Source organism: Nonomuraea sp. NPDC050643 (assembly GCF_040654715.1).
Taxonomy (GTDB): domain Bacteria; phylum Actinomycetota; class Actinomycetes; order Streptosporangiales; family Streptosporangiaceae; genus Nonomuraea.
Map to the genome: position 1 here is coordinate 44,844 of NZ_JBFAIM010000039.1, position 23,326 is coordinate 68,169.

21 protein-coding genes and 1 pseudogene are annotated in these 23,326 nt (G+C 71.9%); 11 read left to right on the forward strand and 11 right to left on the reverse strand.

All coding sequences use genetic code 11. From position 1 onward, the window contains the following. Window positions 1-50: 50 nt before the first annotated feature. Complete coding sequence (locus tag AB0I15_RS39300) at window positions 51-1,427, reverse strand: FAD-dependent oxidoreductase (RefSeq protein WP_358107522.1); 1,377 nt, start codon at window positions 1,425-1,427, stop codon at window positions 51-53. 107 nt (window positions 1,428-1,534) lie between these two features. Between AB0I15_RS39300 and AB0I15_RS39305 the strand changes: the two genes are divergently transcribed. Next, window positions 1,535-2,557: a GNAT family N-acetyltransferase gene (locus AB0I15_RS39305; protein WP_358107525.1), complete on the forward strand. Its 1,023-nt coding sequence runs from the start codon at window positions 1,535-1,537 to the stop codon at window positions 2,555-2,557. 198 nt (window positions 2,558-2,755) lie between these two features. On the opposite strand, the pseudogene AB0I15_RS39310 reads toward AB0I15_RS39305, so the two are convergent. Continuing rightward, window positions 2,756-3,211: pseudogene (locus tag AB0I15_RS39310) on the reverse strand (Clp protease N-terminal domain-containing protein); the annotation flags it as partial. Window positions 3,212-3,284: 73 nt separating this feature from the next. On the opposite strand from AB0I15_RS39310, the gene AB0I15_RS39315 reads away from it, so the two are divergent. The 3 genes from AB0I15_RS39315 to AB0I15_RS39325 are packed head-to-tail and all read left to right on the forward strand — an operon-like array spanning window position 3,285 to window position 5,604. Then, window positions 3,285-4,079: a hypothetical protein gene (locus AB0I15_RS39315; protein WP_358107528.1), complete on the forward strand. Its 795-nt coding sequence runs from the start codon at window positions 3,285-3,287 to the stop codon at window positions 4,077-4,079. A gap of 57 nt (window positions 4,080-4,136) precedes the next feature. Beyond that, complete coding sequence (locus AB0I15_RS39320) at window positions 4,137-5,009, forward strand: oxidoreductase (RefSeq protein WP_358107531.1); 873 nt, start codon at window positions 4,137-4,139, stop codon at window positions 5,007-5,009. Window positions 5,010-5,025: 16 nt separating this feature from the next. After that, window positions 5,026-5,604, forward strand: a complete 579-nt coding sequence (locus AB0I15_RS39325) for a TetR/AcrR family transcriptional regulator (RefSeq protein WP_358107534.1) — start codon at window positions 5,026-5,028, stop codon at window positions 5,602-5,604. Between the two features lie 128 nt (window positions 5,605-5,732). On the opposite strand, the gene AB0I15_RS39330 is transcribed toward AB0I15_RS39325, so the two are convergent. Then, window positions 5,733-6,479, reverse strand: coding sequence for a class I SAM-dependent methyltransferase (locus tag AB0I15_RS39330; RefSeq protein ID WP_358107537.1), 747 nt, complete (start codon window positions 6,477-6,479; stop codon window positions 5,733-5,735). Window positions 6,480-6,578: 99 nt separating this feature from the next. On the opposite strand from AB0I15_RS39330, the gene add reads away from it, so the two are divergent. Then, window positions 6,579-7,604 carry an adenosine deaminase gene (gene add, locus AB0I15_RS39335; protein WP_358107540.1) on the forward strand — a complete coding sequence of 342 codons (1,026 nt, stop codon included), beginning with the start codon at window positions 6,579-6,581 and terminating at the stop codon, window positions 7,602-7,604. A 70-nt stretch (window positions 7,605-7,674) separates the two neighbouring features. Here add and pgl read toward each other — a convergent pair whose 3' ends face one another. The 6 genes from pgl to tkt are packed head-to-tail and all read right to left on the reverse strand — an operon-like array spanning window position 7,675 to window position 15,832. Then, on the reverse strand, window positions 7,675-8,448 hold the full coding sequence (gene pgl / locus AB0I15_RS39340; protein ID WP_358107543.1) for a 6-phosphogluconolactonase: 774 nt from the start codon (window positions 8,446-8,448) through the stop codon (window positions 7,675-7,677). A gap of 2 nt (window positions 8,449-8,450) precedes the next feature. Next, the gene (locus AB0I15_RS39345) at window positions 8,451-9,368 is read right to left on the reverse strand and encodes a glucose-6-phosphate dehydrogenase assembly protein OpcA (protein ID WP_358107546.1); all 918 of its coding nucleotides are present in this window, start codon (window positions 9,366-9,368) and stop codon (window positions 8,451-8,453) included. A 55-nt stretch (window positions 9,369-9,423) separates the two neighbouring features. Then, complete coding sequence (zwf, locus tag AB0I15_RS39350; protein ID WP_358107549.1) at window positions 9,424-11,025, reverse strand: glucose-6-phosphate dehydrogenase; 1,602 nt, start codon at window positions 11,023-11,025, stop codon at window positions 9,424-9,426. A 1-nt stretch (window position 11,026) separates the two neighbouring features. Continuing rightward, window positions 11,027-12,640, reverse strand: coding sequence for a glucose-6-phosphate isomerase (locus AB0I15_RS39355; RefSeq protein ID WP_358107727.1), 1,614 nt, complete (start codon window positions 12,638-12,640; stop codon window positions 11,027-11,029). Beyond that, window positions 12,640-13,731: a transaldolase gene (gene tal, locus AB0I15_RS39360; protein ID WP_358107552.1), complete on the reverse strand. Its 1,092-nt coding sequence runs from the start codon at window positions 13,729-13,731 to the stop codon at window positions 12,640-12,642. Before tal ends, AB0I15_RS39355 begins: the two co-directional genes overlap by 1 nt. Window positions 13,732-13,738: 7 nt before the next feature. Beyond that, a complete protein-coding gene (gene tkt / locus AB0I15_RS39365; RefSeq protein WP_358107555.1) occupies window positions 13,739-15,832 on the reverse strand; it encodes a transketolase in 2,094 nt (697 codons plus the stop codon). 266 nt (window positions 15,833-16,098) lie between these two features. Here tkt and AB0I15_RS39370 point away from each other — a divergent pair, with 266 nt between their 5' ends. The 3 genes from AB0I15_RS39370 (at window position 16,099) to AB0I15_RS39380 (ending at window position 18,626) form a co-directional block, all read left to right on the forward strand. Further along, complete coding sequence (locus tag AB0I15_RS39370; protein ID WP_358107558.1) at window positions 16,099-17,043, forward strand: heme o synthase; 945 nt, start codon at window positions 16,099-16,101, stop codon at window positions 17,041-17,043. Window positions 17,044-17,137: 94 nt separating this feature from the next. Beyond that, window positions 17,138-17,449 (forward strand): hypothetical protein, encoded by a 312-nt coding sequence (locus AB0I15_RS39375; protein WP_358107561.1) that lies wholly within the window; start codon window positions 17,138-17,140, stop codon window positions 17,447-17,449. Then, complete coding sequence (locus AB0I15_RS39380; RefSeq protein ID WP_358107564.1) at window positions 17,436-18,626, forward strand: PrsW family intramembrane metalloprotease; 1,191 nt, start codon at window positions 17,436-17,438, stop codon at window positions 18,624-18,626. The genes AB0I15_RS39375 and AB0I15_RS39380 overlap by 14 nt, the downstream gene beginning before the upstream one ends. Here AB0I15_RS39380 and AB0I15_RS39385 read toward each other — a convergent pair. Continuing rightward, window positions 18,602-19,309 carry an ElyC/SanA/YdcF family protein gene (locus tag AB0I15_RS39385; RefSeq protein WP_358107567.1) on the reverse strand — a complete coding sequence of 236 codons (708 nt, stop codon included), beginning with the start codon at window positions 19,307-19,309 and terminating at the stop codon, window positions 18,602-18,604. The two genes, AB0I15_RS39380 and AB0I15_RS39385, sit on opposite strands and share 25 nt — an antisense overlap. Window positions 19,310-19,371: 62 nt before the next feature. Next, window positions 19,372-20,358 carry a COX15/CtaA family protein gene (locus AB0I15_RS39390; RefSeq protein WP_358107570.1) on the reverse strand — a complete coding sequence of 329 codons (987 nt, stop codon included), beginning with the start codon at window positions 20,356-20,358 and terminating at the stop codon, window positions 19,372-19,374. A 96-nt stretch (window positions 20,359-20,454) separates the two neighbouring features. On the opposite strand from AB0I15_RS39390, the gene AB0I15_RS39395 reads away from it, so the two are divergent. Genes AB0I15_RS39395 through AB0I15_RS39405 form a run of 3 tightly spaced genes read left to right on the forward strand, consistent with a single transcriptional unit; the run spans window position 20,455 to window position 23,326 of the window. Then, a complete protein-coding gene (locus tag AB0I15_RS39395) occupies window positions 20,455-21,597 on the forward strand; it encodes an FAD-binding oxidoreductase (RefSeq protein ID WP_358107573.1) in 1,143 nt (380 codons plus the stop codon). After that, window positions 21,594-21,836, forward strand: a complete 243-nt coding sequence (locus AB0I15_RS39400; RefSeq protein WP_358107576.1) for a (2Fe-2S)-binding protein — start codon at window positions 21,594-21,596, stop codon at window positions 21,834-21,836. The genes AB0I15_RS39395 and AB0I15_RS39400 overlap by 4 nt, the downstream gene beginning before the upstream one ends. After that, window positions 21,833-23,326 carry an NAD(P)/FAD-dependent oxidoreductase gene (locus AB0I15_RS39405; protein WP_358107579.1) on the forward strand — a complete coding sequence of 498 codons (1,494 nt, stop codon included), beginning with the start codon at window positions 21,833-21,835 and terminating at the stop codon, window positions 23,324-23,326. Before AB0I15_RS39400 ends, AB0I15_RS39405 begins: the two co-directional genes overlap by 4 nt.

Below are 23,326 nucleotides of genomic sequence, written 5' to 3' on the forward strand. Positions count from 1 at the left end.
GTCCCGAGGCAGGTCCGGAGGCGGGCGCAGGGGAAGGTTGGGGGATCGGGTCAGTGGCCGGTGATGAGGTCGGCGAAGCGGGCCAGGATCGAGGTGCGCGGTAGTGTGCGCTCGCGGTGGTCGGCCACCCGGTACAGCCGGTACATCGCGTGCACGCCGAGCCAGCGCAGCGGCTCGGGCTCCCAGGAACGCACCTTGCGGCCGACCCAGGGCAGCGTGGTGAGCTCGGTCTCCTCGCCCAGGATCAGGTCGCGGAGCGTGCGGCCGGCCAGGTTCGTGGTGGTGACGCCGTGGCCGGTGTAGCCGCCCGCCCAGCCCAGCCCCGTGGCACGGTCGACGTGGACGGTCGAGCACCAGTCGCGGGGCACGCCGAGCACCCCCGACCAGGCGTGCGCGATCGAGGAGGAGCGGGCGCCGGGGAAGAACTCGGTCAGCAGCGCCCACAGGGCCTCGACCGTCCACTCATGGGTGTGGCCCCGGGCGTCGATGCGCGAGCCGTACAGGTAGGGGCGGCCGCGCCCGCCGAAGGCGATGCGGTCGTCGGCGGTGCGCTGGGCGTACATGTAGTAGTGGGCCATGTCGCCGAGCAGCTCGGCGTCGCGCCAGCCGACCTCGTCCCAGAAGGACGGGGGGAGGGGCTCGGTGACGATCATGGAGCTGTTCATGGGGAGCCACTGCCTGCGCAGGCCGCGCAGGCCGGCCGTGAAGCCCTCCGTGGCGCGGATGACGTGGCCGGCCGACACCGTGCCGTACGGGGTCACCGCGCGGTGCGGGGCGATCTCGGTCACCGGCGTGCGCTCGTAGATGGGCACGCCGAGGTCGCGGACGACCCTGGCCAGGCCCTGGGCCAGCTTGGCCGGCTGGATGCGCGCGCAGTGGGGGCTCCAGGAGGCCGCCAGCGCGCCCGCGACCTGGATGTGGTCCGAGGGGCCCACCAGGCGCAGGTCGGGCTCCTCGATGCCCCAGGAGCGCGCCGAGGCCACACTCTCGCGCAGCCGGACGACCTGGGAGGGGGTGCGGGCCATGTTCACCACGCCGCCCTTGACCAGGTCGCAGTCGATGGACTCCTTCTCGCAGACCGTGATGACCTCGTCGATGGTGGCGTACATCTCCCGCTGCAGGCGGCGCGCGTCCGGGCCGTAGCGCTCGTGTGAGCCGGCCAGGTCGCCGGTCAGCCAGCCGCCGTTGCGGCCGGACGCGCCGAACCCGGCGAACTCCTGCTCCAGCAGCACCACGCGCAGGGACGGGCGGGCGCGCTTGAGGTAGTACGCGGTCCACAGGCCCGTGTAGCCGGCCCCGACGATCGCCACGTCCGCCTGGAGGTCGCCGTCGAGCCGGGGACCGGGGGCGGGGACGCCGGAAGACCGGTACCAGAAGGACACGTCGCCGTTTACAAACCCGGACGACAGGGGCACACGCACGCTCATGGCGACATATCCTCCTATATCGGATAAGTCGGCGCATCTCGCGACGAATTACGTCATGAAACACGTCGTTAGCGGCCGTGTAACAGCGACCCGGCATGCTCGTGGCCATGGGATTCTTGCGCATCCGAACCACGGTGGACGAGCGACCCGGCCGGCTGGCCTCGCTGGCCGCGGCCCTGGCCGCCAGGGGCGGCAACATTCTCGGCCTGAGCGTACAGTCCGACGCCGACGGAACCGTTGACGAGTTCGTCGCCGACATCCCCGCCAACCCCGAGACCGTCCGCGAGGCCCTGGAGGCCGCCGGCGGCCGGCGCGTCCAGGTGGTGCCCGCCACCGCGCACGAGCTGACCGACGAGCCCACCCGGGCGCTGCTGTTGGCCTCCCGGCTGCGCACGATGCCCTGGCGCCTGCCCGAGCTCCTGGCCGAGCTGCTGCGCGCGGACGACGCCCGGTGGATCTATGGTGAGCCGGTGAGTGATCTTCCCGACCCCACCCAGCTCATCATCCCGGTCGCGCCCAGGCGCGCGGTCCGGCTGCGCCGCTCCGAGCTGCCGTTCACGCTGACCGAGGCGGCCAGGGCGGCCGCGTTCGCCCGGCTCGCCCAGCCGGCCACCGAGCAGGGCGCCACCGAGCCCGCGGTCAAGCTCTCCGACGGGGTCGAGGTCACCGTGCGCCCCCTGACCTCCATCTACCGCGAGGCCGTGCGCGACCTGCACGACAGGTGCTCGCCCGAATCCCGCAGGTTCCGCTACTTCACCTCGATGCCCGCGCTGCCGCCGCACGTGTTCGACCGGCTGTGCGACAGGAGCCGGGGCTACTCGCTGGTCGCCGGGCACGACGGGCAGGTCGTCGCGATGGCGAACCTCCTGTTCACCCCCGACCCGGGCATCGCGGAGATGGCCTTCCTGGTCGAGGACCGCTGGCAGGGGCGCGGTCTGGGCACGGCGATGGCCAGGACGCTCGTACGGGCGGCCCGCGATCTCGGGTACGCCGAGGTCAGGGCGACCCTGCTGTCCGACAACGCCAGGATGCGCAGCCTGCTGATCTCCCTGGGCGCCACGCTCGGCTACACCGAGGACCCCGGCGTGATGGAGGCCCGGCTGCCGGTCGGCGCGATGGTGTCAGCCTAGGCCCTCCTCGTCCCTCGGCTCGTTGCGAGGCTCATTTCGGGGCTCGTTCCTGGGCTCATTTCTGGGCTCATCTCTGGGCTCATCTCTGGGGGCCTCGGACGGCCGCTGGATGCCCAGGTGGCGTTCGATGCGCTCGAGGCTCTCCTGGATCTGCGTGATCCGGTCGCTCAGCATGGAGCCGCCGGCGAAGAACATCTCGCTGGGACGCGGCTCCTTGGACTCGCGGCGCACCCGGTCGAGCAACTGCTGGCGTACGTCCCCCAGGTCCGCTCCCGCGTGGGTGAGCGCCTGGGCGGCCAGCCCCTCTCCCTCCCTGATCAGCCCGAGCAGGATGTGCTCGGTGCCGATGTAGTTGTGGCGCAGTTGCAGCGCCTCGCGCAGCGACAGCTCCAGGACCTTCTTGGCCCTCGGCGTGAACGGGATGTGCCCGCCCGGGGACTTGGCGCCGCGGCCCACCTCCTGCTCGACGAACACACGTACACGCTCCAGCTCGACGCCACAGCCGTCGAGCACCTGAGAGGCCAGTCCCTCACCCTCGTGGATGAGGCCGAGCAATATGTGCTCCGTGCCGATGTAGTTGTGGTCCATCATCCGCGCCTCCTCCTGAGCGAGGACGACGACCCTGCGCGCACGGTCGGTGAAGCGTTCGAACACCGGGGGCCTCCGTTCGACTGGGGCTGCCTCCACTATGCGCTAGAAACTCGGCGATGTGGGGTATTTGACCTGTGTGGATCTTGACGAGGTGGCGGACCGCCTGTACGCGCTGCCGCCGTCCGAGTTCACCGCCGCGCGCGAGGCCGAGGCGCGCGCGGCCAAGGACGCGGGCGACGTACGCCTGTCGCGTGACATCGCGAAACTCCGCAGGCCGACGGTGTCCGCCTACGCGGTGAACCGGCTCGCCCGCGAGCATCCAGACGCGCTGGCCGAACTCCTCGACGTCGGAGAGCGGCTGCGCGCGGCCTGGCAGGAGCAGGACGCCGACGCGCTGGCCGAGCTGACCCAGCGACGCGGCGACGTGACCGGCAAGGTGGGCCGGCTGGCCAGGCGGGCGGGCGGCCTGTCGGCCGCGGCCGGGACCGAGGTGGACCAGACCCTGGACGCCGCCGTCGTGGACGCCGACGCGGCCGACCAGGTACGCCGCGGCCACCTCGCCAAGCCGCTGCACTACAGCGGCTTCGCCCCGGCCCCCATCCCGCGCGGGCGCCCCGCGACGAGAAGGCGCAAGAGCGCCGACACCGAGGCTGACACCGAGACCGGGGCGGCCGCCGCCGCCGCCGAGGCCGCGAAGCGGGAGGAGACCGCGGCCAGGAAGGCCAGGGAGCGCCAGGAGGCCGAGGCCGCGCACCGGGAGTGGCGCGAGGCGCTGGAGGTGGCCGAAAGGGAGCACGGTGAGCGCGCCGAGAAGGTGGCGCGGCTGGAGACGAAGCTGGCCAAGGCGCGCAAGAGGCTCGCCGACAGTCAGCAGCGGCTGGAGGTGACGCGGCGCGAGGAGCGGCACGCGCGGCAGCGGCTGGATCGGTGAGCTACCGTGGTGTACGAAACGGTTTCGTACACCGGTCAGTTCAGCCAGGGAGCGGCGATGACGAACTGGAGCCCCGCGTCCATGCCCGACCTCACGGGCAGGGCGGCCATCGTGACCGGCGCCAGTGGCGGCATCGGCCTGGCGACCGCGCTCGAGCTGGCCAGGCACGGCGCCCGCGTCGTCGTCGCGGCCCGTGACGCCGCCAAGGGCGGCGCCGCGGTGGAGCTGATCCGGCGGGAGGTGCCCGGCGCGCACGTCGCGTACGGGCGGCTGGACCTGGCGGACCTGGCCTCCGTCAGGCGGTTCGCCGAGGACGTCGACAGGGTGGACCTGCTGATCAACAACGCCGGCATCGCCATGGTCTCCCGGCAGGAGACCAAGGACGGCTTCGAGCTGCAGTTCGGCACCAACCACCTGGGACACTTCGCGCTGACAGGGCTGCTGCTGCCACTGCTGCTGGCCGCGCCCGGGGCGCGCGTGGTGAACGTCTCCAGCGACGCGTACGCCGCGGGCCGGATCGACTTCGACGACCTCGGCATGGAACGCGGGTACGGCGCGATGGCCGCGTACGGGCGCTCCAAGCTCGCCAACCTGCTCTTCACGCTGGAGCTGCAGCGGCGCGCCCAGCGGGCCGGTGCCGACCTGATCGGCGTCGCCACCCATCCCGGCATGACCGCCACCGGCATCGTCAAGCTCGGGCCGCTGCAGCCCCTCGTCCGGCTGGTCCTGAAGAGCCCGGCGCGTGGCGCCCTGTCCTCCCTGTACGCCGCCACCTCACCCGCCCTGCGCGGCGGCGAGTTCGTCGGCCCCAAGCTCAAACTGATCACCCCCTCCTCGCGGAGCGTCCGCTCGGAGGAGGTCGCCGAACGGCTTTGGGAGGTGTCCGCCGAGCTGACGGGCGTACGATTCGAGGCGCTGGCCCATAGCTGAACCGAAGGACGTCCACGTGGCCCCACTCGACCCTGAGCGTGACAGGGCCATCCTCGACGCCACATTGGAGCTGCTGTCGGAGGTCGGCTACGACAGGATGTCGGTCGACCAGATCGCCAAACGGGCCAGGGCCAGCAAGGCCACCATCTACCGGCGCTGGGCGGGCAAGCCCGAGCTGGTGGTGGACGTCATCTGCCGGCGGTTCGACATGGACGCGCCACGGGGGGAGGACACCGGCTCCCTGCGGGGCGATCTGGCGGGCATCTTCCGCGGCCTGTGCCGGTCGGTGGAGCGCAAGTACACGCTCGTCATCGGGCTGTCCTCGACGCTGGTGTCCAACGAGGAGCTGGCGCGCACGCTGCGGGAGCACATGCCGGTCAAGGACCTCGGCGACGTGAGCGCGCTGCTGGAGCGGGCCGTCGCGCGGGGCGAGCTGGCCGGGCCGGTGGACGCGGCGCGGCTCTACGGGCTCGCCGAGGCGCTCGTGTGGCACCGCATGATCTTCGCCGGGCCGCCGTTCGAGGAGGCGTTCGTCGAGGAGTCGGTGGACGGGGTGCTGCTGCCGGTGCTGCCGGCCTGGTCGTCGGCGCCCTGACGGGCCTGTGCCGGGCAGCAGGACGGGCCGATGCTCGATGACGCGACGGGCCGATGACGTGACGGCCGACGACGCGACGGGCGGTTGACGTGGCGGGCAGTTGACATGACGGGCCGGGAGCCGACGGGTCAACGGGTCGCCCGCGCCAGATACGCGCAGACGGGGAAGCCCTCCCGCGCGTACGGTGTGGCCAGGCGGAGGTAGTGGGCCCTGACGCGCGCGGCGGTCTCCGGCGGCAGGCAGCCGATCATCCCGAACCGGGCGCCGCCCGACTGCACGATGTTCGTCCACCAGCTCTCCAGGTCCACCTGGTGGCGCCACCTGACGGTGTCGACGGCCGCGTCGCTGAACCCCGCCCGCGTGAGCAGCTCGGTGAAGCGCTGCGGCGTGTCGTGGGCGGTGAACGGGCGGGGCGGCGGCTCGTAGGGGATCTCGGCGGCGGCGATGGCCTCGGTGAAGACGCTCGTGGCGGTCATCTCGTCGGACTTCCACCAGGTCAGGGCGAGCGTGCCGCCAGGGCGCAGCACGCGGTGCAGCTCCGCCAGCGCGGCGGCGGTGTCGGGGACGTGGTTGATGACGAAATTTCCGGCTATGGCGTCGAAGTGCCCGGTGTCGAACGGCAGCTCGGGGAGCGTGGCCTGCCGGATGGTCGCGTACGGATGGCGGCGGGCGGTCAGTTCCAGCATGACGGGGTCGGCGTCGACGGCGGTGACCTCGGCGCCCAGCGCCAGCGCCGCCGCCGTCACCACGCCGGTGCCGCAGCCGACGTCCAGCAGGCGTGGGGCGAGGTTGTCACGGGCCACGGCGAGGAGGGGGGCGACGGTGTGGGAGCTGAGGTGGGCGAAGCCGCGATCGTACGCTTCGGCGTTGGTCACGGACTTAACCTTAACCCAACGGGATAACCTAACATTCTAGTGTGAGATTTCACCAAAAACCCTATTTTTTCGTGAAATGTGGCCCTTAAGGTCGTCGCCATGACCACGAGCATCGACGCCTTCATCCAGGCCCTCCCCAAGGTCGAGCTGCACGTCCACCTGATCGGCTCGGCCTCGATCACCACCGTGCTGGAACTGTCGCGCCGTCACCCCGGCAGCGGCGTGCCCACCGTCGAGGAGGAGGTGCGACGCTTCTACACCTTCCGCGACTTCCCCCATTTCGCGCAGGTGTACCGGGCCGTCAACGACCTCGTACGCGAGCCCGAGGACGTGGCCACCCTCGTGCTCGGCCTGGCCCGCGACCTCGCCCCGCAGGGCGCCCGCTACGTGGAGCTGCAGGTCACCCCGTACGCCCACCGCCTGGTCGGCATGCCGATGCGCGAGGTCACCGAGGCCCTGGACCTGGCCGCCCGCCGCTCGCTGGAGGAGCACGGGGTGGAGATGGCCTACATCTTCGACATCCCCGGCGAGTTCGGCGAGGAGGCCGCCAAGGTGACCCTGGAGCACGCCCTCCAGGAACCTCCCGCCGCGCTGGTAGGTTTCGGCATCGGCGGTATTGAACAGGAACGCCCCAAATATCGGGACGCCTACCGCTCCGCGTTCTCCGCCGCCCGCGCGGCCGGCCTGCACAGCGTCCCGCACGGCGGGGAGATGTCCGGGCCGGAGACGGTGTGGGAGGTCATCGAGGGCTACGGCGCCGAACGCATCGGCCACGGCATCAACTGCCTGTCCGACCCCCGGCTGGTGGCCCATCTGCGCGAGACGCAGCTTCCGCTGGACGTGTGCCCGACCTCCAACGTGTGCACGGGTCAGGTCGGCCGCATCGAGGAGCATCCGTTGCCCCGAATGCTGGAGGAAGGGCTGTACGTCACGCTGAACAGCGACGATCCGCCCATGTTCGCCACGACGCTGGCCGAGGAGTATCGGGTGGCGGCCCGGGCGTTCGGATTCGGGAAGGCGGAGCTGGCGCGGTTCGCGCGGAACGGGGTGCGGGCCTCGTACCTGGGGGAGGGGCGCAAGCGGGAGCTGGAGGCGGAGATCGACGCGCTGGTCGGCGCCGGTTGAGCCCGGCCAGGTCGTAGGGGCCCGGCGCAGGGCGGCGCCCTTTCACGGACGCCGCCCGATTCGCCCGCGATCAGGGAGAGGCCAGGCGGCCGAGCCCCGGCGGGATCTTGCTCGCGGCGGCCCGGTCCAGCAGGAACAACGTCCGCCCCCGCCCCCGGGCCCCGGCGGACGGCACCTGTACGGGACCGGAGTCCGACAGGGCCAGCCGGACCGCGCCCGACTTCTCCTCCCCGGCCGCCACCACCCAGACCTCACGCGAGGCCCGGATGGCCGGCAGGGTCAGCGAGATGCGCGTGGGCGGCGGCTTCGGGGCGCCGTGGACGGCGACCACCGGGCGGGTGTCGTACAACGCGGGCATGCCCGGGAACAGCGACGCCACGTGCGCGTCCGGGCCCATGCCCAGCAGCATCACGTCGAAGCTGGGCACCGGGCCGTGGTCCTCGGGCCGGGAGGCGGCCTTGAGCGCGGCGGCGTACGACTCCGCCGACTCCTCCGCCGTCATCCCCGAGTCCGGCCCCTTCATGACGTGCACCCGCGACGGGTTCACCTCCACGTGGTCCAGCAGGGCCTCGCGGGCGCCGGTCTCGTTGCGCTCCTTGTCGCCGCTGGACAGGAACCGCTCGTCGCCCCACCAGACGTCGAGGCGCCGCCAGTCGACGGCGTCCCGCGCGGGCGTGGCGGCGATGGCCGCCAGCGTGGCGATGCCGACCGTGCCGCCCGTCAGCACGATCGACGCCGACCCCTTGGCCGACTGCACGTCGACCAGCCGGGTGATGATCCGCGCGGCGACGGCCTTGGCCAGGACGTCGCCGTCGCGGTGTACGACGATGGTGGGAACGCTCACGGTCATCCCTTGTACGTCCTCGCGAACCGCTTGACCGCGGCCTCGTAGATCTCGTCGCTGTCGAGCCTGCGCAGCTCCTCGGCCATCAGCTCCGAGGTGTGCCGCCGGGCCAGGGCCACGTTCCGGTCGGGCTGGCCCGGCCGCGACAGCTTGGCCAGGCGGGCGTCGCTCCTCGACACCGACAGCGTGCCGCCGTCGGCGAGCTGCAGTTGCACGGTCGTCAGGCCGGGACCGGTGGAGTCGGACACCTTGATCGGCGCCCCGAGCCGCTCGGACAGCCAGGCGGCCAGCAGCGGTGCGCTCGGGTGGCCGGGAGCGGCCTCCACCACGCCCTTGCGGACCTTGCCCACCGGCTGGTCGAAGGCGGCGGCCAGCAGGCTGCGCCACGGCGTCAGCCGGGCCCAGGACAGGTCGGTGTCGCCCTTGGCGTAGCCCTTGGCCCGGAGCACCAGCGACTTGGCGCCGCCGCCGTTGAAGCCCTTGGCGTCGGTGATGCGCCGCTGGGCCAGCTTCCCGATCGCGTCCTTCGAGGGCACGTCGGGGGCCTCGCCCGGCCACCACGCCACGACCGGCGTGTCGGGCAGCAGCAGCGGGCTGACCACGGAGTCGGCGTGCTCGGTCAGCTCGCCGTACAGGCGCAGCACCACGACCTCGCCGGGCGTCGACTCGCCGATGCGCAGCTCGGCGTCGAGCCTGATGGGCTCGTCCACCTCACGGTTGATCACCACGATGATGCGCGAGGGGTGCTCGCGGGCCGCCTCGGCGGCGGCGCGCAGCGCGTCGTACTGGTGGGCCTCCTCGCACACCACGACCAGCGTCAGCACCATGCCGATGGCCGGGGCGCCCATCTGGTGGCGCAGATGGGTGAACTGGGCCGAGATCTTCCCGGCCGTGGTGTCCGACAACATGAAGGTCGTCACGAGCCCTCCTTCGCCGGCCTCGCGACGGTCAAGCCACGTCTGATGGTCGGCTCGCTCACAGTCTCCTCCACACGCGGCCGTCGCGGGCCATCATCGCGTCGGCCGACGGCGGGCCCCAGGAGCCCGACTCGTACGGCTCGGGCTGCCCCTGCGTGGTCCAGAACTCCTCGATCGGGTCGAGGATCTTCCACGACACCTCCACCTCCCGCTGGTGCGGGAAGAGGGGCGGGTCGCCGATCATGACGTCCAGCAGCAGCCGTTCGTACGCCTCCGGCGACGACTCCAGGAACGACTCCCCGTAGGCGAAGTCCATGGAGACGTCACGCACCTCCATCTGCGTCCCCGGCACCTTGGACCCGAAGCGCACGGTGATGCCCTCGTCCGGCTGGACCCTGACCACCAGAGCGTTCTGGCCGAGGATCTCGACGTCGTCCTTGCTGAAGGGCAGGTGCGGCGCCCGCTGGAACACCACGGCCACCTCGGTGACGCGGCGGCCCAGGCGCTTGCCGGTGCGCAGGTAGAACGGAACCCCGGCCCAGCGCCGGTTGGCGATCTCGAGCTTGATGGCGGCGTAGGTCTCGGTCGTGGACTCGGGCGAGATGCCCTCCTCCTCCAGGTAGCCGACCACCTTCTCGCCGCCCTGCCAGCCCGCCGCGTACTGTCCGCGCGCGGTGTAGACCGCCAGGTCGGACGGGAGCTGCACCGCCTTGAGCACCTTCTCCTTCTCCCGCCGCAGCGCGGAGGCGTCGAAGGAGGTCGGATCCTCCATCGCGACCAGCGCGAGAAGCTGGAGCAGGTGGTTCTGGATCACGTCGCGGGCCGCGCCGATGCCGTCGTAGTAGCCCGCGCGGCCACCGATGCCGATGTCCTCGGCCATCGTGATCTGCACGTGGTCGACGAAGCTGCGGTTCCAGATCGGCTCGTAGAGGTTGTTGGCGAACCTCAGCGCCATGATGTTCTGGACGGTCTCCTTGCCCAGGTAGTGGTCGATCCGGAAGATCGAGCTCTCCGGGAAGGCCGAGTTGGTGATCTCGTTGAGCTCGTGCGCCGACTTGAGGTCGTGCCCGAACGGCTTCTCGATGACCACCCGCCGCCACGAGCCCTCGGGCGCGTCGGACAGGCCCGTCCGCTTGAGCTGCTCCACCACCGTCGGGAAGAACTTCGGCGGCACCGACAGGTAGAACGCGTAGTTTCCGCCCGTGCCGCGCGTCTCGTCGATCTCCGCCAGGGCCATGGCCAGCGCGTCGAACGCCCCGTCGTCGTTGAACTCACCCGGGACGAAATGAATGCCCTCACGGAGCTGCTTCCAGACCTCCTCACGGAAAGGGGTCCGGGCGTGCGCCTTGACGGCGTCGTGCGTCAACTGGGCGAAATCCTGGTCTTTCCAATCGCGCCGGGCGAAACCGACCAGTGAGAAGCCGGGCGGTAGCAGCCCTCGGTTCCCCAGGTCGTAAATCGCCGGCAACAGCTTGCGCTTGGCCAGGTCACCCGTCACGCCGAACAACACCATCACGCACGGTCCCGCCACCCTGGGCAGCCGTTTGTCGCGCGGGTCGCGCAGCGGGTTCGCGGCTGCCACCTCCTCTGTGGTGGAGGTGCCCGCGACGGCGGCCGCCACGGTGGCGGCCTCCTCCGCGGGTGCTGCCGGGTCTGTCATCTCAAGCCTCCTGTGCGGCTGCGAGCAAGCGCGCGACTCCGGCCGCGCGGTCGGTCAAATGCAGGCGTACGGCGGGCCGCCCGCGGGTCTCCAGCGCCCCCAGGTCGCCGAGCGCCTGGGCGAGCTGAAGCCGGCCCAGCGTGTACGGCCTGCCGGGGACCGCCACGTCCTCGGACACCACCCCGGTGATCTGCAGGAACACCCCGTTCTGCGGCCCGCCCTTGTGATATTGCCCGGTCGAGTGCAGGAACCGAGGCCCCCACCCGAACGTCACGGGCCGGTCGGTACGCAGGGCGAGCAGCGCCCGCAGCGTCGCCGGATCGGCCATCAGCCACGCGTCGGTCATCTGCTCGAAGTCGGCCCTCTCGGGCATCGGGGCGTCGAACGCCGACAACCGGTCGAGGTAGGCCATGATCGCCAGGTAACCGTCGCCCGGGATCGCGTGCAACAGCTCGCTGAACAGCCCGGGCAGGTTCTTGGCCGTCGCCGACCCGTAGACCTCGACGGGGCCGTCGACGAACGCGGGCGCGCCGGTCGGCAGGTCGGGCAGCGCCAGCAGGGTCGCGGTGTTCTCCTTCGACTCGGCCACGTTCGGCTGGTCGAAGGGGTCGATCCCGAGCAGCATGCCGGCGATCGCGGTGGCGTATTCCCAGACCAGGAACTGCGCGCCCAGGGGCCCGTCGACGCGTACGTCGCCGACGTCCGACTCGATCGCGATGACCAGCTCGTCGCTCGTCCGGTTGAGGTCGGCGCCCACGACCGGCAGGATCCCCCTGCCCTGCTTGCCGGTGGACTCGGCGACGAGCTGCTCGATCCAGTCGGGCAGCCCGTTGATCGGCGAGAGCTGGTCCTCCAGCAGCAGCTTGTCGCGCCCGGCCAGCGCCGCGCCGCCGATCGCGGCCCCCAGGTCGAGCCCGGGGTTGCCGGTGTCGCGCGACAGCAGCGGCAGCACCTCGTCGGCCTCGTCGAGCAGCCGCCCGACGTCGGCCCCCGCCAGCGCGGCCGGCACCAGCCCGAACGCCGACAGCGCCGAGTAGCGCCCGCCCACGTCGGGAGGGGCCAGGACCACGTGGTGGCCGCCGTCGAGGGCGCGCTGCTCCAGCGGCGAGCCCGGATCGGTGACGACCACGACGCGGCCCGCGGGCGCGAGGCCCGCGTCGGCGAACAGCCGCTCGTAGATCCGCAGATGGCAGTCGGGCTCCACGGTGGAGCCGCTCTTGCTGGCCACGACCACGATCGTGGCCTCGAGCCGGTCCGTCAGTGCGCGGCGGACCTGCCCGGGGTCGGTGGTGTCGAGCACGGTGAGCGGCACGTCGGCGGTGTTGCAGATGACCTCCGCCGCCAGCGACGAGCCGCCCATGCCGGCCAGCACCACGTTCGTCAGGCCCTCCGCGCGGGCCCGCTCGGCGAGCTTGCCCAGCTCGGGCAGCAGCTCGCGAGAGGAGCGGGGCAGCGTCAGCCAGCCGAGCCTGACCGCCGCCTCCGCCTCGGCGTCCTCACCCCACAGCGTGGGGTCGCCGCCGGCGAGCCGCGCGGGCACGCCGTCGGCGACGAGGCGCCCCGCGGCGGAGGAGGCGGCCGCGGCCACCCCCTCCTCGCGGTAGGACACCTCCATCACGGAACCAGGTTCTTCTTGACGCTCTCGAGCAGCTCGTTCCAGGACGCCTCGAACTTCTGCACGCCCTCGTCCTCCAGCACCTTCACCACGTCGTCGTAGTCGACGCCGGCCTCCTTGAGGGCGGCCATGGTGTTCCAGGCCTGCTCGTAGAAGGGGCGGACGGTGTCGCCGGTGACGTTGGCGTGGTCGGCGACCGCGTCGAGCGTCTTCTCCGGCATCGTGTTGACGGTGCCGGGGGCGACGAGCTGGTCGACGTACATCGTGTCGGAGTATTCCGGGTTCTTCACGCCGGTCGAGGCCCACAGCGGCCGCTGCGGGCGGGCGCCCGCGGCGCGCAGGCGCTGCCAGCGCTCGGAGTTCATGACGTCCTCGAACGCCGCGTACGCCAGGCGCGCGTTGGCGATGCCCGCCTTGCCCTTCAGCTCCGGCTTGCCGAGCTTGTCGAGCCGCTTGTCGATCTCGCTGTCGACGCGACTGACGAAGAACGAGGCCACCGACTCGATCGTCGCGAGGTCGAGGCCCTTGGCCTGCGCGGCCTCCAGGCCGGCCAGCCAGGCGTCCATGACCGCGCGGTAGCGCTCGAGCGAGAAGATCAGCGTGACGTTGACGCTGATGCCCTCCGACAGCGCCTGCGTGATCGCGGGCAGGCCCTCGACCGTCGCCGGGATCTTGATGAACAGGTTGGGCCGGTCGACCAGCCACCACAGCGCCCTGGCCTCGGCGACCGTCTTCTCGCTCTCGCGGGCCAGCCGCGGGTCCACCTCGAGCGACACGCGGCCGTCCACGCCGCCCGTGGCGTCGTAGACCGGGCGCAGCACGTCGGCGGCCCAGCGGATGTCGTAGGTGGTGATCGAGCGTACGGCCTCGCCCACGTCCACGCCGCGGACGGCGAGGTCGTGGAGCTGGGCGTCGTAGGCGTCGCCCTTGCTGAGCGCGCCGGCGAAGATCGTCGGGTTGGAGGTGACGCCGACGACGTGCTTCTCGCGGATCAGCTGCTCCAGGTTGCCGCTGCGCAGACGCTCACGACTGATGTCGTCGAGCCAGATGGCAACGCCCTGCTCGGACAGCTTCTTGAGGTTCTCGCTCATCTCTTCTTCAGTTTCCCGTCGTCTCGCCCTTGTCCTGACCCAGCTTGGCCAGGCTCGCCTTGGCCGCCGCCGCCACCCGCTCGGCCGTCAGCCCGAACTGCTCGTACAAAGTCTTGTACGGGGCAGACGCACCGAAGTGTTCGAGGCTGACCACTTCGCCGCACTCGCCGACGTACTGGTGCCAGCCGAGCGCGATGCCCGCCTCGACCGCGACGCGAGCCCGGATCGAGGACGGCAGCACCGTCTGCCTGTATGCGGAGTCCTGCCCGTTGAACCACTCGACACACGGCATGGACACCACCCGTGTGGGGATGCCCTGCGCCTCGAGCAGCTCGCGGCCGTCCACCGCGATCTGCACCTCGCTGCCCGTGGCGATGAGGATCACCCTGGGCTGGCCGTCGGACGCATCGCGCAGCACGTAGCCGCCGCGGGCCACGCCGTCGGCGCTGGTGCCCTCGTAGACCGGCAGGTTCTGCCGGGTCAGCGCCAGGGCGGCGGGCCTGTCGGTGTGCTCGAGCACGGTCTTCCAGGCGTAGGCGGTCTCGTTGGCGTCGGCCGGCCGCACCACGTCGAGGCCCGGGATCGCGCGCAGCGCCCACAGGTGCTCGATCGGCTGGTGGGTCGGGCCGTCCTCGCCCAGGCCGATGGAGTCGTGCGTCCACACGTAGGTGACCGGCAGCTTCATCAGCGCCGCCAGGCGCACGGCCGGCCGCATGTAGTCGGAGAAGACCAGGAACGTGCCGCCGTAGGGGCGGGTGCCGCCGTGCAGCGCGATGCCGTTGAGTATCGCGCCCATGGCGTGCTCGCGGATGCCGAAGTGCAGCGTGCGGCCGTAGCGGTTGCCGGGGAACTCCTTGGTCTGGAACTCCTCCGGGATGAAGGACGGCTCACCCTTCATCGTGGTGTTGTTGGACTCGGCCAGGTCGGCCGAGCCGCCCCACAGCTCGGGCAGCACCGGCGCGAGGGCGTTGAGGACCTCGCCGGAGGCCTTGCGGGTGGCCATCGAGGCGCCCTTCTCGAACGACGGCAGCGCCGACGCCCAGCCCGCGGGCAGCTCGCGGTGGGAGATGCGGTCGAACTCGGCGGCGCGCTCGGGGTTGGCCAGGCGCCATTCGGCGTAGCCCTTCTCCCACTCGGCGTGCTCGGCGCGGCCGCGCTGGGCGATCTCGCGGGCGTGCTGGAGCAGCTCGGCCGGCACGTCGAAGGTCTTGGCCGGGTCCATGCCGAGGACCTGCTTGGTGGCGGCGACCTCGGCCTCGCCCAGGGCCGAGCCGTGGATCTTGCCGGTGTTCTGCTTGTTCGGGGCCGGCCAGCCGATGATCGTGCGCAGCCGGATGAACGACGGCCGGTCGGTCTCCGCCTTGGCCGCCATCAGCGCCTCGTAGAGCGCCTGGACGTCTTCGACGTAGTCGCCGGAGGCGGTCCAGTCGACGCTCTCGGTGTGCCAGCCGTAGGCCTCGTAGCGCTTGAGGACGTCCTCGGACTTCGCGATCAGCGTGTCGTCCTCGATGGAGATGTGGTTGTCGTCCCACACGACGATGAGGTTGCCCAGCTTCTGGTGGCCGCCGATCGCGCTGGCCTCGTGGCTGATGCCCTCCTCGATGTCGCCGTCGCTGACGAAGCACCAGATGTGGTGGTCGAACGGCGAGGCGCCGCGCTCGGCGTCGGGGTCGAACAGGCCGCGCTCGCGGCGGGCCGCCACCGCCATGCCGACCGCGTTGCCCAGGCCCTGGCCCAGCGGGCCCGTCGTGGTCTCCACGCCCGCGGTGTGGCCGTGCTCGGGATGGCCGGGGGTGAGGCTGTCCCACTGGCGCAGCCGCCTGAGGTCGTCGAGCGTCAGGCCGTAGCCGGAAAGGTAGAGCTGGATGTAGAGCGTCAGGCTCGAGTGGCCGCACGACAGGACGAACCGGTCACGCCCGGCCCAGTTCGGGTCGGTCGGGTCGTGGCGCATCACGCGCTGGAACAGCAGGTAGGCGGCGGGGGCCAGGCTCATGGCGGTGCCGGGGTGACCCGAGCCCGCCTTCTCCACTGCGTCCATCGCCAGGGCTCGAACGACGTCGACCGCCTGCTTGTCGCGGTCGGTCCATTCAAGGGCTGGCACGAGTTCGGTGCTCAAGTGCTCGATCTCCGGAATCTAGTTGTCATCGGTGGTTGGCTATCCCGCCCATACGGGACCCTAACCGAGGGCGGCTGGCGATCGATTCCCATTCCGCCCTCGCGTGTCCATGTACGGCGCAAGCCCCCCATTGGCCGGACCGGCCGACCCTGCGACTACAGTTTGTTTGTTCGCAGGGGCGCCACGGCGCCCACCCATGGATCCGCTCTAATCAGAGGTTACGCGTTGACTCCGCACAGGCTGGAAGCGCCTTGACGGTGCTGACCAACAGGCAGGCGACGGCCCCATCCCCGCAGGTGGAGGCGCCGCGCTCGATCCGTACGGTCGTGAAGGCCTACATCGCGCTCACCAAGCCGCGGATCATCGAGCTGCTGCTGATCACGACACTGCCGGTGATGTTCCTCGCGGCCGGCGGCCTGCCGCCGCTGTGGACGTCCATCTGGGTCATGGTGTTCGGCACCCTATCGGCGGGCAGCGCCAACGCGCTCAACTGCTATGTGGATCGCGACATCGACCAGAAGATGCGCCGCACCCGCCGCAGGCCCCTGGCCAGGCACCAGGTGTCGCCGCGCGGCGCGCTCATCTTCGGAATCGTGCTCGGGATTTTGTCCACCATTGGTCTGTGGGCCACCACCAACTGGCTCGCCGCGGTGCTGTCCCTGGCGGCGATCCTGTTCTACGTGCTGGTCTACTCGATGATCCTCAAGCGGCGCACGGCCCAGAACATCGTCTGGGGTGGCATCGCGGGCTGCATGCCGGTGATGATCGGCTGGGCGGGCATCACCGAGCGGCTCGACTGGGCGCCGCTGGTGCTGTTCGGGGTGGTGTTCTTCTGGACTCCGCCGCACACCTGGACGCTGGCCATGCGCTACAAGGAGGACTACGCGGCGGCCAAGGTGCCGATGCTGCCCGTGGTGGCCACCGAACGGCGGGTCATCATGGAGTCCATCGCCTACACCTGGGCGACCGTGATCTGCTCGCTGGCCCTGTGGCCGGTGGCCGGCACCACGCTGTTCTACCCGGTCGTCGCGGCCGTGCTCGGCGTGATGTGCCTGTGGGAGGTGCACCGCCTGCTGGCCCGCCTCAACTCGGGCAAGACCGGTGTCGACCTGCGGCCGATGCGCTTCTTCCACTGGTCCAACGCCTATCTGGCACTGCTGTTCCTGGCCGTGGCGATCGATCCGCTGCTGGCTTGAGGTCCTCCGCCCGGCCGTCGCGCCGGGCTTTTCCTGTTCTTTTGATGCACATATGAATAGCTCTTCAGGTGTTGTCGCGGGGCTGGACGGATGCGTGGGGCGGGAGCCGGACACGGCCAAGGTCGCCGACCGGGACCGGCTCGTGACGCCCGAGAAGGTGCACGACCTTCATGTCTGGACGGTGACGAGTGGGTACCCCACGCTGTCGGCCCATGTGGTCGTGGCGCGGGGGCCGGATTGTCACCGTGCGCGCACGCGCCTCGCCGACCTGCTGCACGAGAGGTTCGAGATCGGCGACACGACGCTCCAGGTCGATCATGGCGTGCCGGGCCTCGAACCGCACGGCGCGGACCCACACGGACCCCGACACTCTGATCCGTTAAAGTCACCCTATGGCGACCCGTGATCCACGCTGGGTGTTGAAGGACCGCCCGTCGTTCGCGTTGATCATCGGGCTGGTCGTCACCGGCATCTGCGCCCTCGTCTCCTTCTCCTTCGACGTGCTCAACGGCGCGCCGGTGCAGTTCTTCATCGCTCTCATGCTCGCCCTGGCGCCCGTGCCGCTGCTGCTGGCGGCGGTGCTGGCGCTCGACCGGATGGAGCCGGAGCCGCGCAGCAACCTGATCTTCGCCTTCGCCTGGGGCGCCGGCGTCGCGGTGCTGGTCGCCGGGCTGATCAACTCGCTCAACCTGCACTACATCATCGACACCGCCAAGCTGTCGGAGGCGACGGCCCGCAGCCTCGCGGCCACCTTCGGGGCGCCCGTGGTGGAGGAGACGATGAAGGGCCTGGTGCTGCTGGGCCTGCTCAAGTTCCGCAGGGCCGAGCTCGACGGGCCGACCGACGGCATCATCTACGCCAGCATGGTCGGCCTCGGCTTCGCCATGAGCGAGAACGTCAGCTACTACCTGGCCGCGCTGTCCACCTCGGGCGTCAAGGGGCTGGCGGTCACGGTGGTGCTGCGCGGCATCCTGTCGCCGATGGCGCACCCGCTGTTCACCTCGATGATCGGAATCGGCGTCGCGTACGCGGCCCAGCGCCGCGGGCCCGAGCGGGTGAGCTACGTGCTGGCCGGGTGGGCCGGGGCGATGATCCTGCACGGATTGTGGAACGGGCTGGCCTCCTACGGCGGGTTCCCCGGGCTCGTGGTGGCCTACCTGGCGCTGTTGGTCGTGCTGGTGGTGCTCATCGGCGTGGTGTTCGGCGACCGGCGGCGCATCGTGGCGCTCATCCAGCGTTACCTGCCGCCCTACGAGCCGACCAAGCTGGTCAGCCAGGCCGACGTCTACATGCTGTCGGCCTTCTCCCGGCGGCGGCAGGCCCGGCAGTGGGCCAGGGTGCACGGCGGCAAACGAGGGCTGCGCGCGATGCGCGACTACCAGCTCGCCGCCACCGAGCTGGGGCTGCTGCACGAGCGGGCGGCCCGCCACATGGTCGACGAGCACACCTTCCACGAGGAGCAGCGGGCCCTGCTGGAGTGCATGAGCACCGCCCGCGCCGACTTCCCCGTGCCGGAGATGCACGCCAGGTCGGTGGCGAGGGGCTCTCCGCCGCCCGGCTACGCCCCCGGCGCCCCGACCTGATCCAGGATCCGGGTGAGCGAGACCTCGCGCGGCCCGGGGTAGACGGGGTCGGAGTGCAGGACCATGGCGTCGGCGAAGGCCTTGGCGGTGGCGAAGAGCTCGCGGGCGGCGTAGACGTAGGTGGTGGAGGCCCAGCGCCGGGAGGAGTCGTCGCCCACCCCGAACGCCTCCAGCCCCGCCGTCCTGCACAGCGTCACGGCCCTGGGCAGGTGGAACTCCTGGGTGACCACCGTCACCCGCTCGGCCCCGAACACCTTGCGCGCCCGCACGCACGAGTCCCACGTGTCGAACCCGGCGTAGTCGAGCACCATCACCTCACCCGGCACGCCCTTGGCGCGCAGGTAGTCGCGCATGGCCGTCGGCTCGTCGTACTCCTTGCGGCTGTTGTCGCCCGACAGCAGCAGCGCCCGTATCTTGCCCGCGTGGTAGAGCTCGGCGGCGATGTCGAGCCGCCGGGCCAGCATGGGGGTGGGCCGACCGCTGTACAGGCCCGCTCCGAGCACCAGCGCGGCCTGCGTCTCGGGTACGTGCCCCAGCCAGCCGTCGCCCTCGGCCGCCACCCGGTGGGGGGAGCTGCCGAGCCAGGCCCACGTCATGGGCGCCAGCGCGAGCACGCTGACCAGGACCAGAGCCTGGTACGCCCGTCGGAGCGTCTGGCGAGTGGGGCGGACTTTTCCCAGCAAATCGCACCGCTTCCAGGCCGGGGGAGTGGCGGACTTAACACTCCATAGCCTGGCATACCACCTCAGACGGCGGCGGTGGCTTCGGTGGGGGAGCGGTCGGCGGAGAGGGGTTCGGGGTCGCGGGTGCGCAGCGAGGTGACCACCCTGAGGGCGGCGATCCAGACCAGCGTCGAGCCGAGCACGTGCAGCAGGACCAGCGTGGCCGGCACGGCCAGGAACCACTGCGTGTAGCCGATCACGCCCTGGAGCAGCTCCACCCCGAACAACCCCAGCGCCGCCCGCCGGGCGGGCCGCGGCGCGTTGCTCACGTGCAGGGCGAACAGCAGCGCGAACGTCAGCCCCACCACGACGTAGGCGAGGTCGGCGTGCAGCCGTGCCACGGCCTCGATGTCGAGGTCGAAGCGGGAGGCCATCGCGTCGCCCGAGTGCGGTCCCGTGCCGCTGACCACGACGCCGGCCACCAGCAGCGCGAACACCGCCGCGAGCAGCACGTAGCCGAGCCGGCGGACGTCGCGGTGGGCCACCCGCCGCGCGGGGGCGTCGCCCTCGCCCGCGCGGGCGTAGAGCAGCCAGCAGGCGGCGATCAGGCCGCTGGAGATCAGGTAGTGCACGCCCACCGTCATCGGGTTGAGCATGGTGTTGACCACCAGCCCGCCCCACAGGGCCTGGGCGACGATCCCGACCGGCTGGAGCAGGGCCAGGCGCGTCAGCGAACGGCGGCGCGGCGCCATCCGCCAGGCCGCCAGCACGCACGCCACCCCGACCGCCAGCACCAGGAACGTCAGCAGCCGGTTGCCGAACTCGACGGCCATGTTGAGCGGGTCGACCTCGGGATGCGCGACCGGGATGAAGCTGTCGGGCGTGCACTGCGGCCAGGTCGGGCAGCCGAGCCCGGAAGCCGTCACGCGCACCCCCGCGCCGGTCACCGTGATGCCCGCGTTGACCACCACCGACGCCATCGCCCAGCCGCGCATCGCCGACCGGGTCGGGGCCCAGAAGGAGAACAGCCGGCGCACGTAGGGGTGGGGATGGTCCGTGGGTAGCTTCACGTCATCGATGGTAAGGGCCTGGTCGGTCGGTCCCGCCACCGGGAACGGGCTTCTCAAGCCACCAAGGTATGTGACATATTACTGGGGGAGGTGGTTATGTCCGACGTCATCGTCGTCGGCGCCGGAGTGGTGGGGGCGGCCTGCGCCTACTACTGCGCGCGCGCCGGGCTCGACGTGACCGTGATCGACCGGGGACCCGTGGCGGGCGGCACGACGGGCTCCGGTGAGGGCAACGTGCTGGTGTCCGACAAGGAGCCGGGACCCGAGCTGGACCTGGCCGTGCTGTCGAACCGGCTGTGGCGCTCGCTGGCCCCGCACGGCGGGTTCGAGTTCGAGCCCAAGGGCGGCCTGGTCGTCGCCGAGACCGACGACGTGCGGCGGCGGCTCGGCGAGCTGGCCGCCAAACAGGGCGTGGAGCACGCCCTCGTCCCGGCCGGCGAGCTGCGCGACTACGAGCCGCACCTCGCCGAGGGGCTCGCCGGAGGCGTGTTCTATCCGCAGGACGCGCAGGTGCAGCCCATGCTGGCCGCCGCCGCCCTGCTCAAGCACGGCGCCGAGCGCTTCGGCCACGGCACGCTGCGGCTGCGGCTGGGCGCCACGGTGACCGGGTTCCTCCGGTCGGGCGAGCGGGTGACGGGCGTACGCACCTCACAGGGCGACGTGCTCGGCGGGGCGGTCGTCAACGCGGCGGGCACCTGGGGCGGCGAGGTGGCCGCGCTGGCGGGCGTGGACCTGCCGGTCCTGCCCCGGCGCGGGTTCATCCTCGTCACCGAGCCGCTGCGCGAGCCGCTCGTCAGGCACAAGGTCTACACCGCCGCCTACGTGACGAACGTGGCCAGCGACTCCGCCGGCCTGGAGACCTCGGCCGTGGTGGAGGGCACGCCCGCGGGGACCGTGCTCATCGGGGCCAGCAGGGAGCGGGTCGGGTTCGACCGGACGACGTCGGTGCCGGTCCTCGCCCGCCTGGCCGCCCAGGCCGTCGCGCTCTTCCCCGCGCTGCGCGAGGTCCGGGCCATCCGGTCCTACTGCGGGTTCCGGCCGTACTGCCCCGACCACCTGCCCGTCATCGGCGCCGACCCGCGCGCGCCGGGGCTCCACCACGCGTGCGGGCACGAGGGCGCCGGCATCGGGCTGGCCCCGGCGACCGGCCACCTGCTCGCGCAGGTCCTGTCCGGCGAGCGGCCCGACCTGGACCTGAGCCCCTTCCGCCCCGACCGCTTCGCCCAGGAGGCTCTGTGACGTTCCACATCACCTTCGACGGCCGGCCGGTGCCGGTCGTGCCGGGACAGACGATCGGCGCGGCCCTGCACGCGGCGGGCGTGCGGTCGTGGCGGGCCACCCGGTTCGGCGGGCGGCCTCGCGGGCTGTTCTGCGGGATCGGGGTCTGCTTCGACTGCCTGGTGTCCGTCAACGGGCGGGCGCCCGAGCGGGCCTGCCTGCTGGAGGCGGCGCCCGGTGACGAGGTGACGGCGTCGTGACGTACGACCTGGTGGTGATCGGTGGCGGGCCCGCGGGGGTGGCGGGCGCGCTCACGGCGGCACGGGCGGGGCTGCGGGTGGCGCTCGTGGACACGGGCGCGCGGCTCGGCGGCCAGTACTTCCGCCATCCCGCCGTCCCGGGTTCTGCGCCCGGCCTCGACCGGTTCCTGCGGCAGGCGCGGGCGCTCGGCGAGCGGGCCGACCTGCTGCTGCGGCATCAGGTGTGGAACGTGTCCCGCGATCCGGACGGCGGCGAACTGACCGTCCACTGCCTGACCCGCGACCCGGCTCCCGGCCCGGCGGACACGACCGCTTCGACCGGCTCGACCGGCTCGACCGGTTCGCGTGGTTCGCTTGGTGAGCGGCCGGTGGCCGTGCGGGCGCGGCGGCTGCTGATCGCCACCGGCGCCTATGACCGGCCGCTGCCCTTCCCCGGGTGGGACCTGCCCGGCGTGCTCACCGCCGGTGGCGCGCAGGCGCTGCTCAAGGGCAACGGCGTCGTGGCGGGCCGGCGGATCGTCGTCTCGGGCACCGGGCCGTTCCTGCTGCCGGTGGCCACGGGGCTGGCCGGGGCGGGGGCGCGGGTGCTGGGAGTGTTCGAGGCCGGCGGCGGGCTCGGGCTGGCCAGGCATCCGCTGCTGGCCCTGGGCAAGGCCGGGGAGGCGGCGGGGTACGCGGCCACGCTGGCCCGGCACCGGGTGCCGTACCACACGCGCCAGGCGGTGGTGGCGGCCCACGGGGACCGCGAGGTGGAGGCCGTGACCGTGGCCCGCCTCGACAAGGAGTGGAACGTTCTGGCCACCCGCGTCGTCGCGTGCGACACCCTGGCCACCGGCTACGGATTCGTGCCGCAGATCGAGCTGGGGACGCAGCTCGGGTGCCAGACCCGCCCCGACGCCGACGGCGGCCCGGTGCTGAGCGTCGACGCCGCCCAGCGCACCACCGTGCCCGGCGTGTGGGCGGCGGGCGAGCCCACCGGCGTGGGCGGCTGGCGCCTGGCCGAGCTGGAGGGCCGCATCGCGGGCCAGACCATCGCCGCCGACGCCCGCGACGGCGTTCGCGGCGCCCCTTCCGCCAGGCCCGCGCCGGTCGCGGGCGCGCAGGGACTGCTCGAAGGGGTCGCCGGGGTGCTCCTGCGGCGGCGGGAGCGGTGGCGGGCGTTCGGTACGGCGCTGCAGCGGGCCTACCTGGTCGAACCGGGATGGCAGGGATGGCTGCGGGCGGACACGCTGGTGTGCCGGTGCGAGGAGGTGCCGCTGGCCCGCGTACGCGAGGCGCAGGAGCTGGGCGCCACCGACGCGCGCTCCATCAAGCTCCTGGCCCGCCCCGGCATGGGCTGGTGCCAGGGCCGCATCTGCGGCTACGCGATCTCCTGCCTGGCCGGAGGGCCGCACACGCCGCCGCGCCGCCCCATCGCCCAGCCCGTCACCCTGGGCGCCCTGGCCGAGACCGACGACACGCCCGGCCCCGACGACCACCCCGCTCGATGA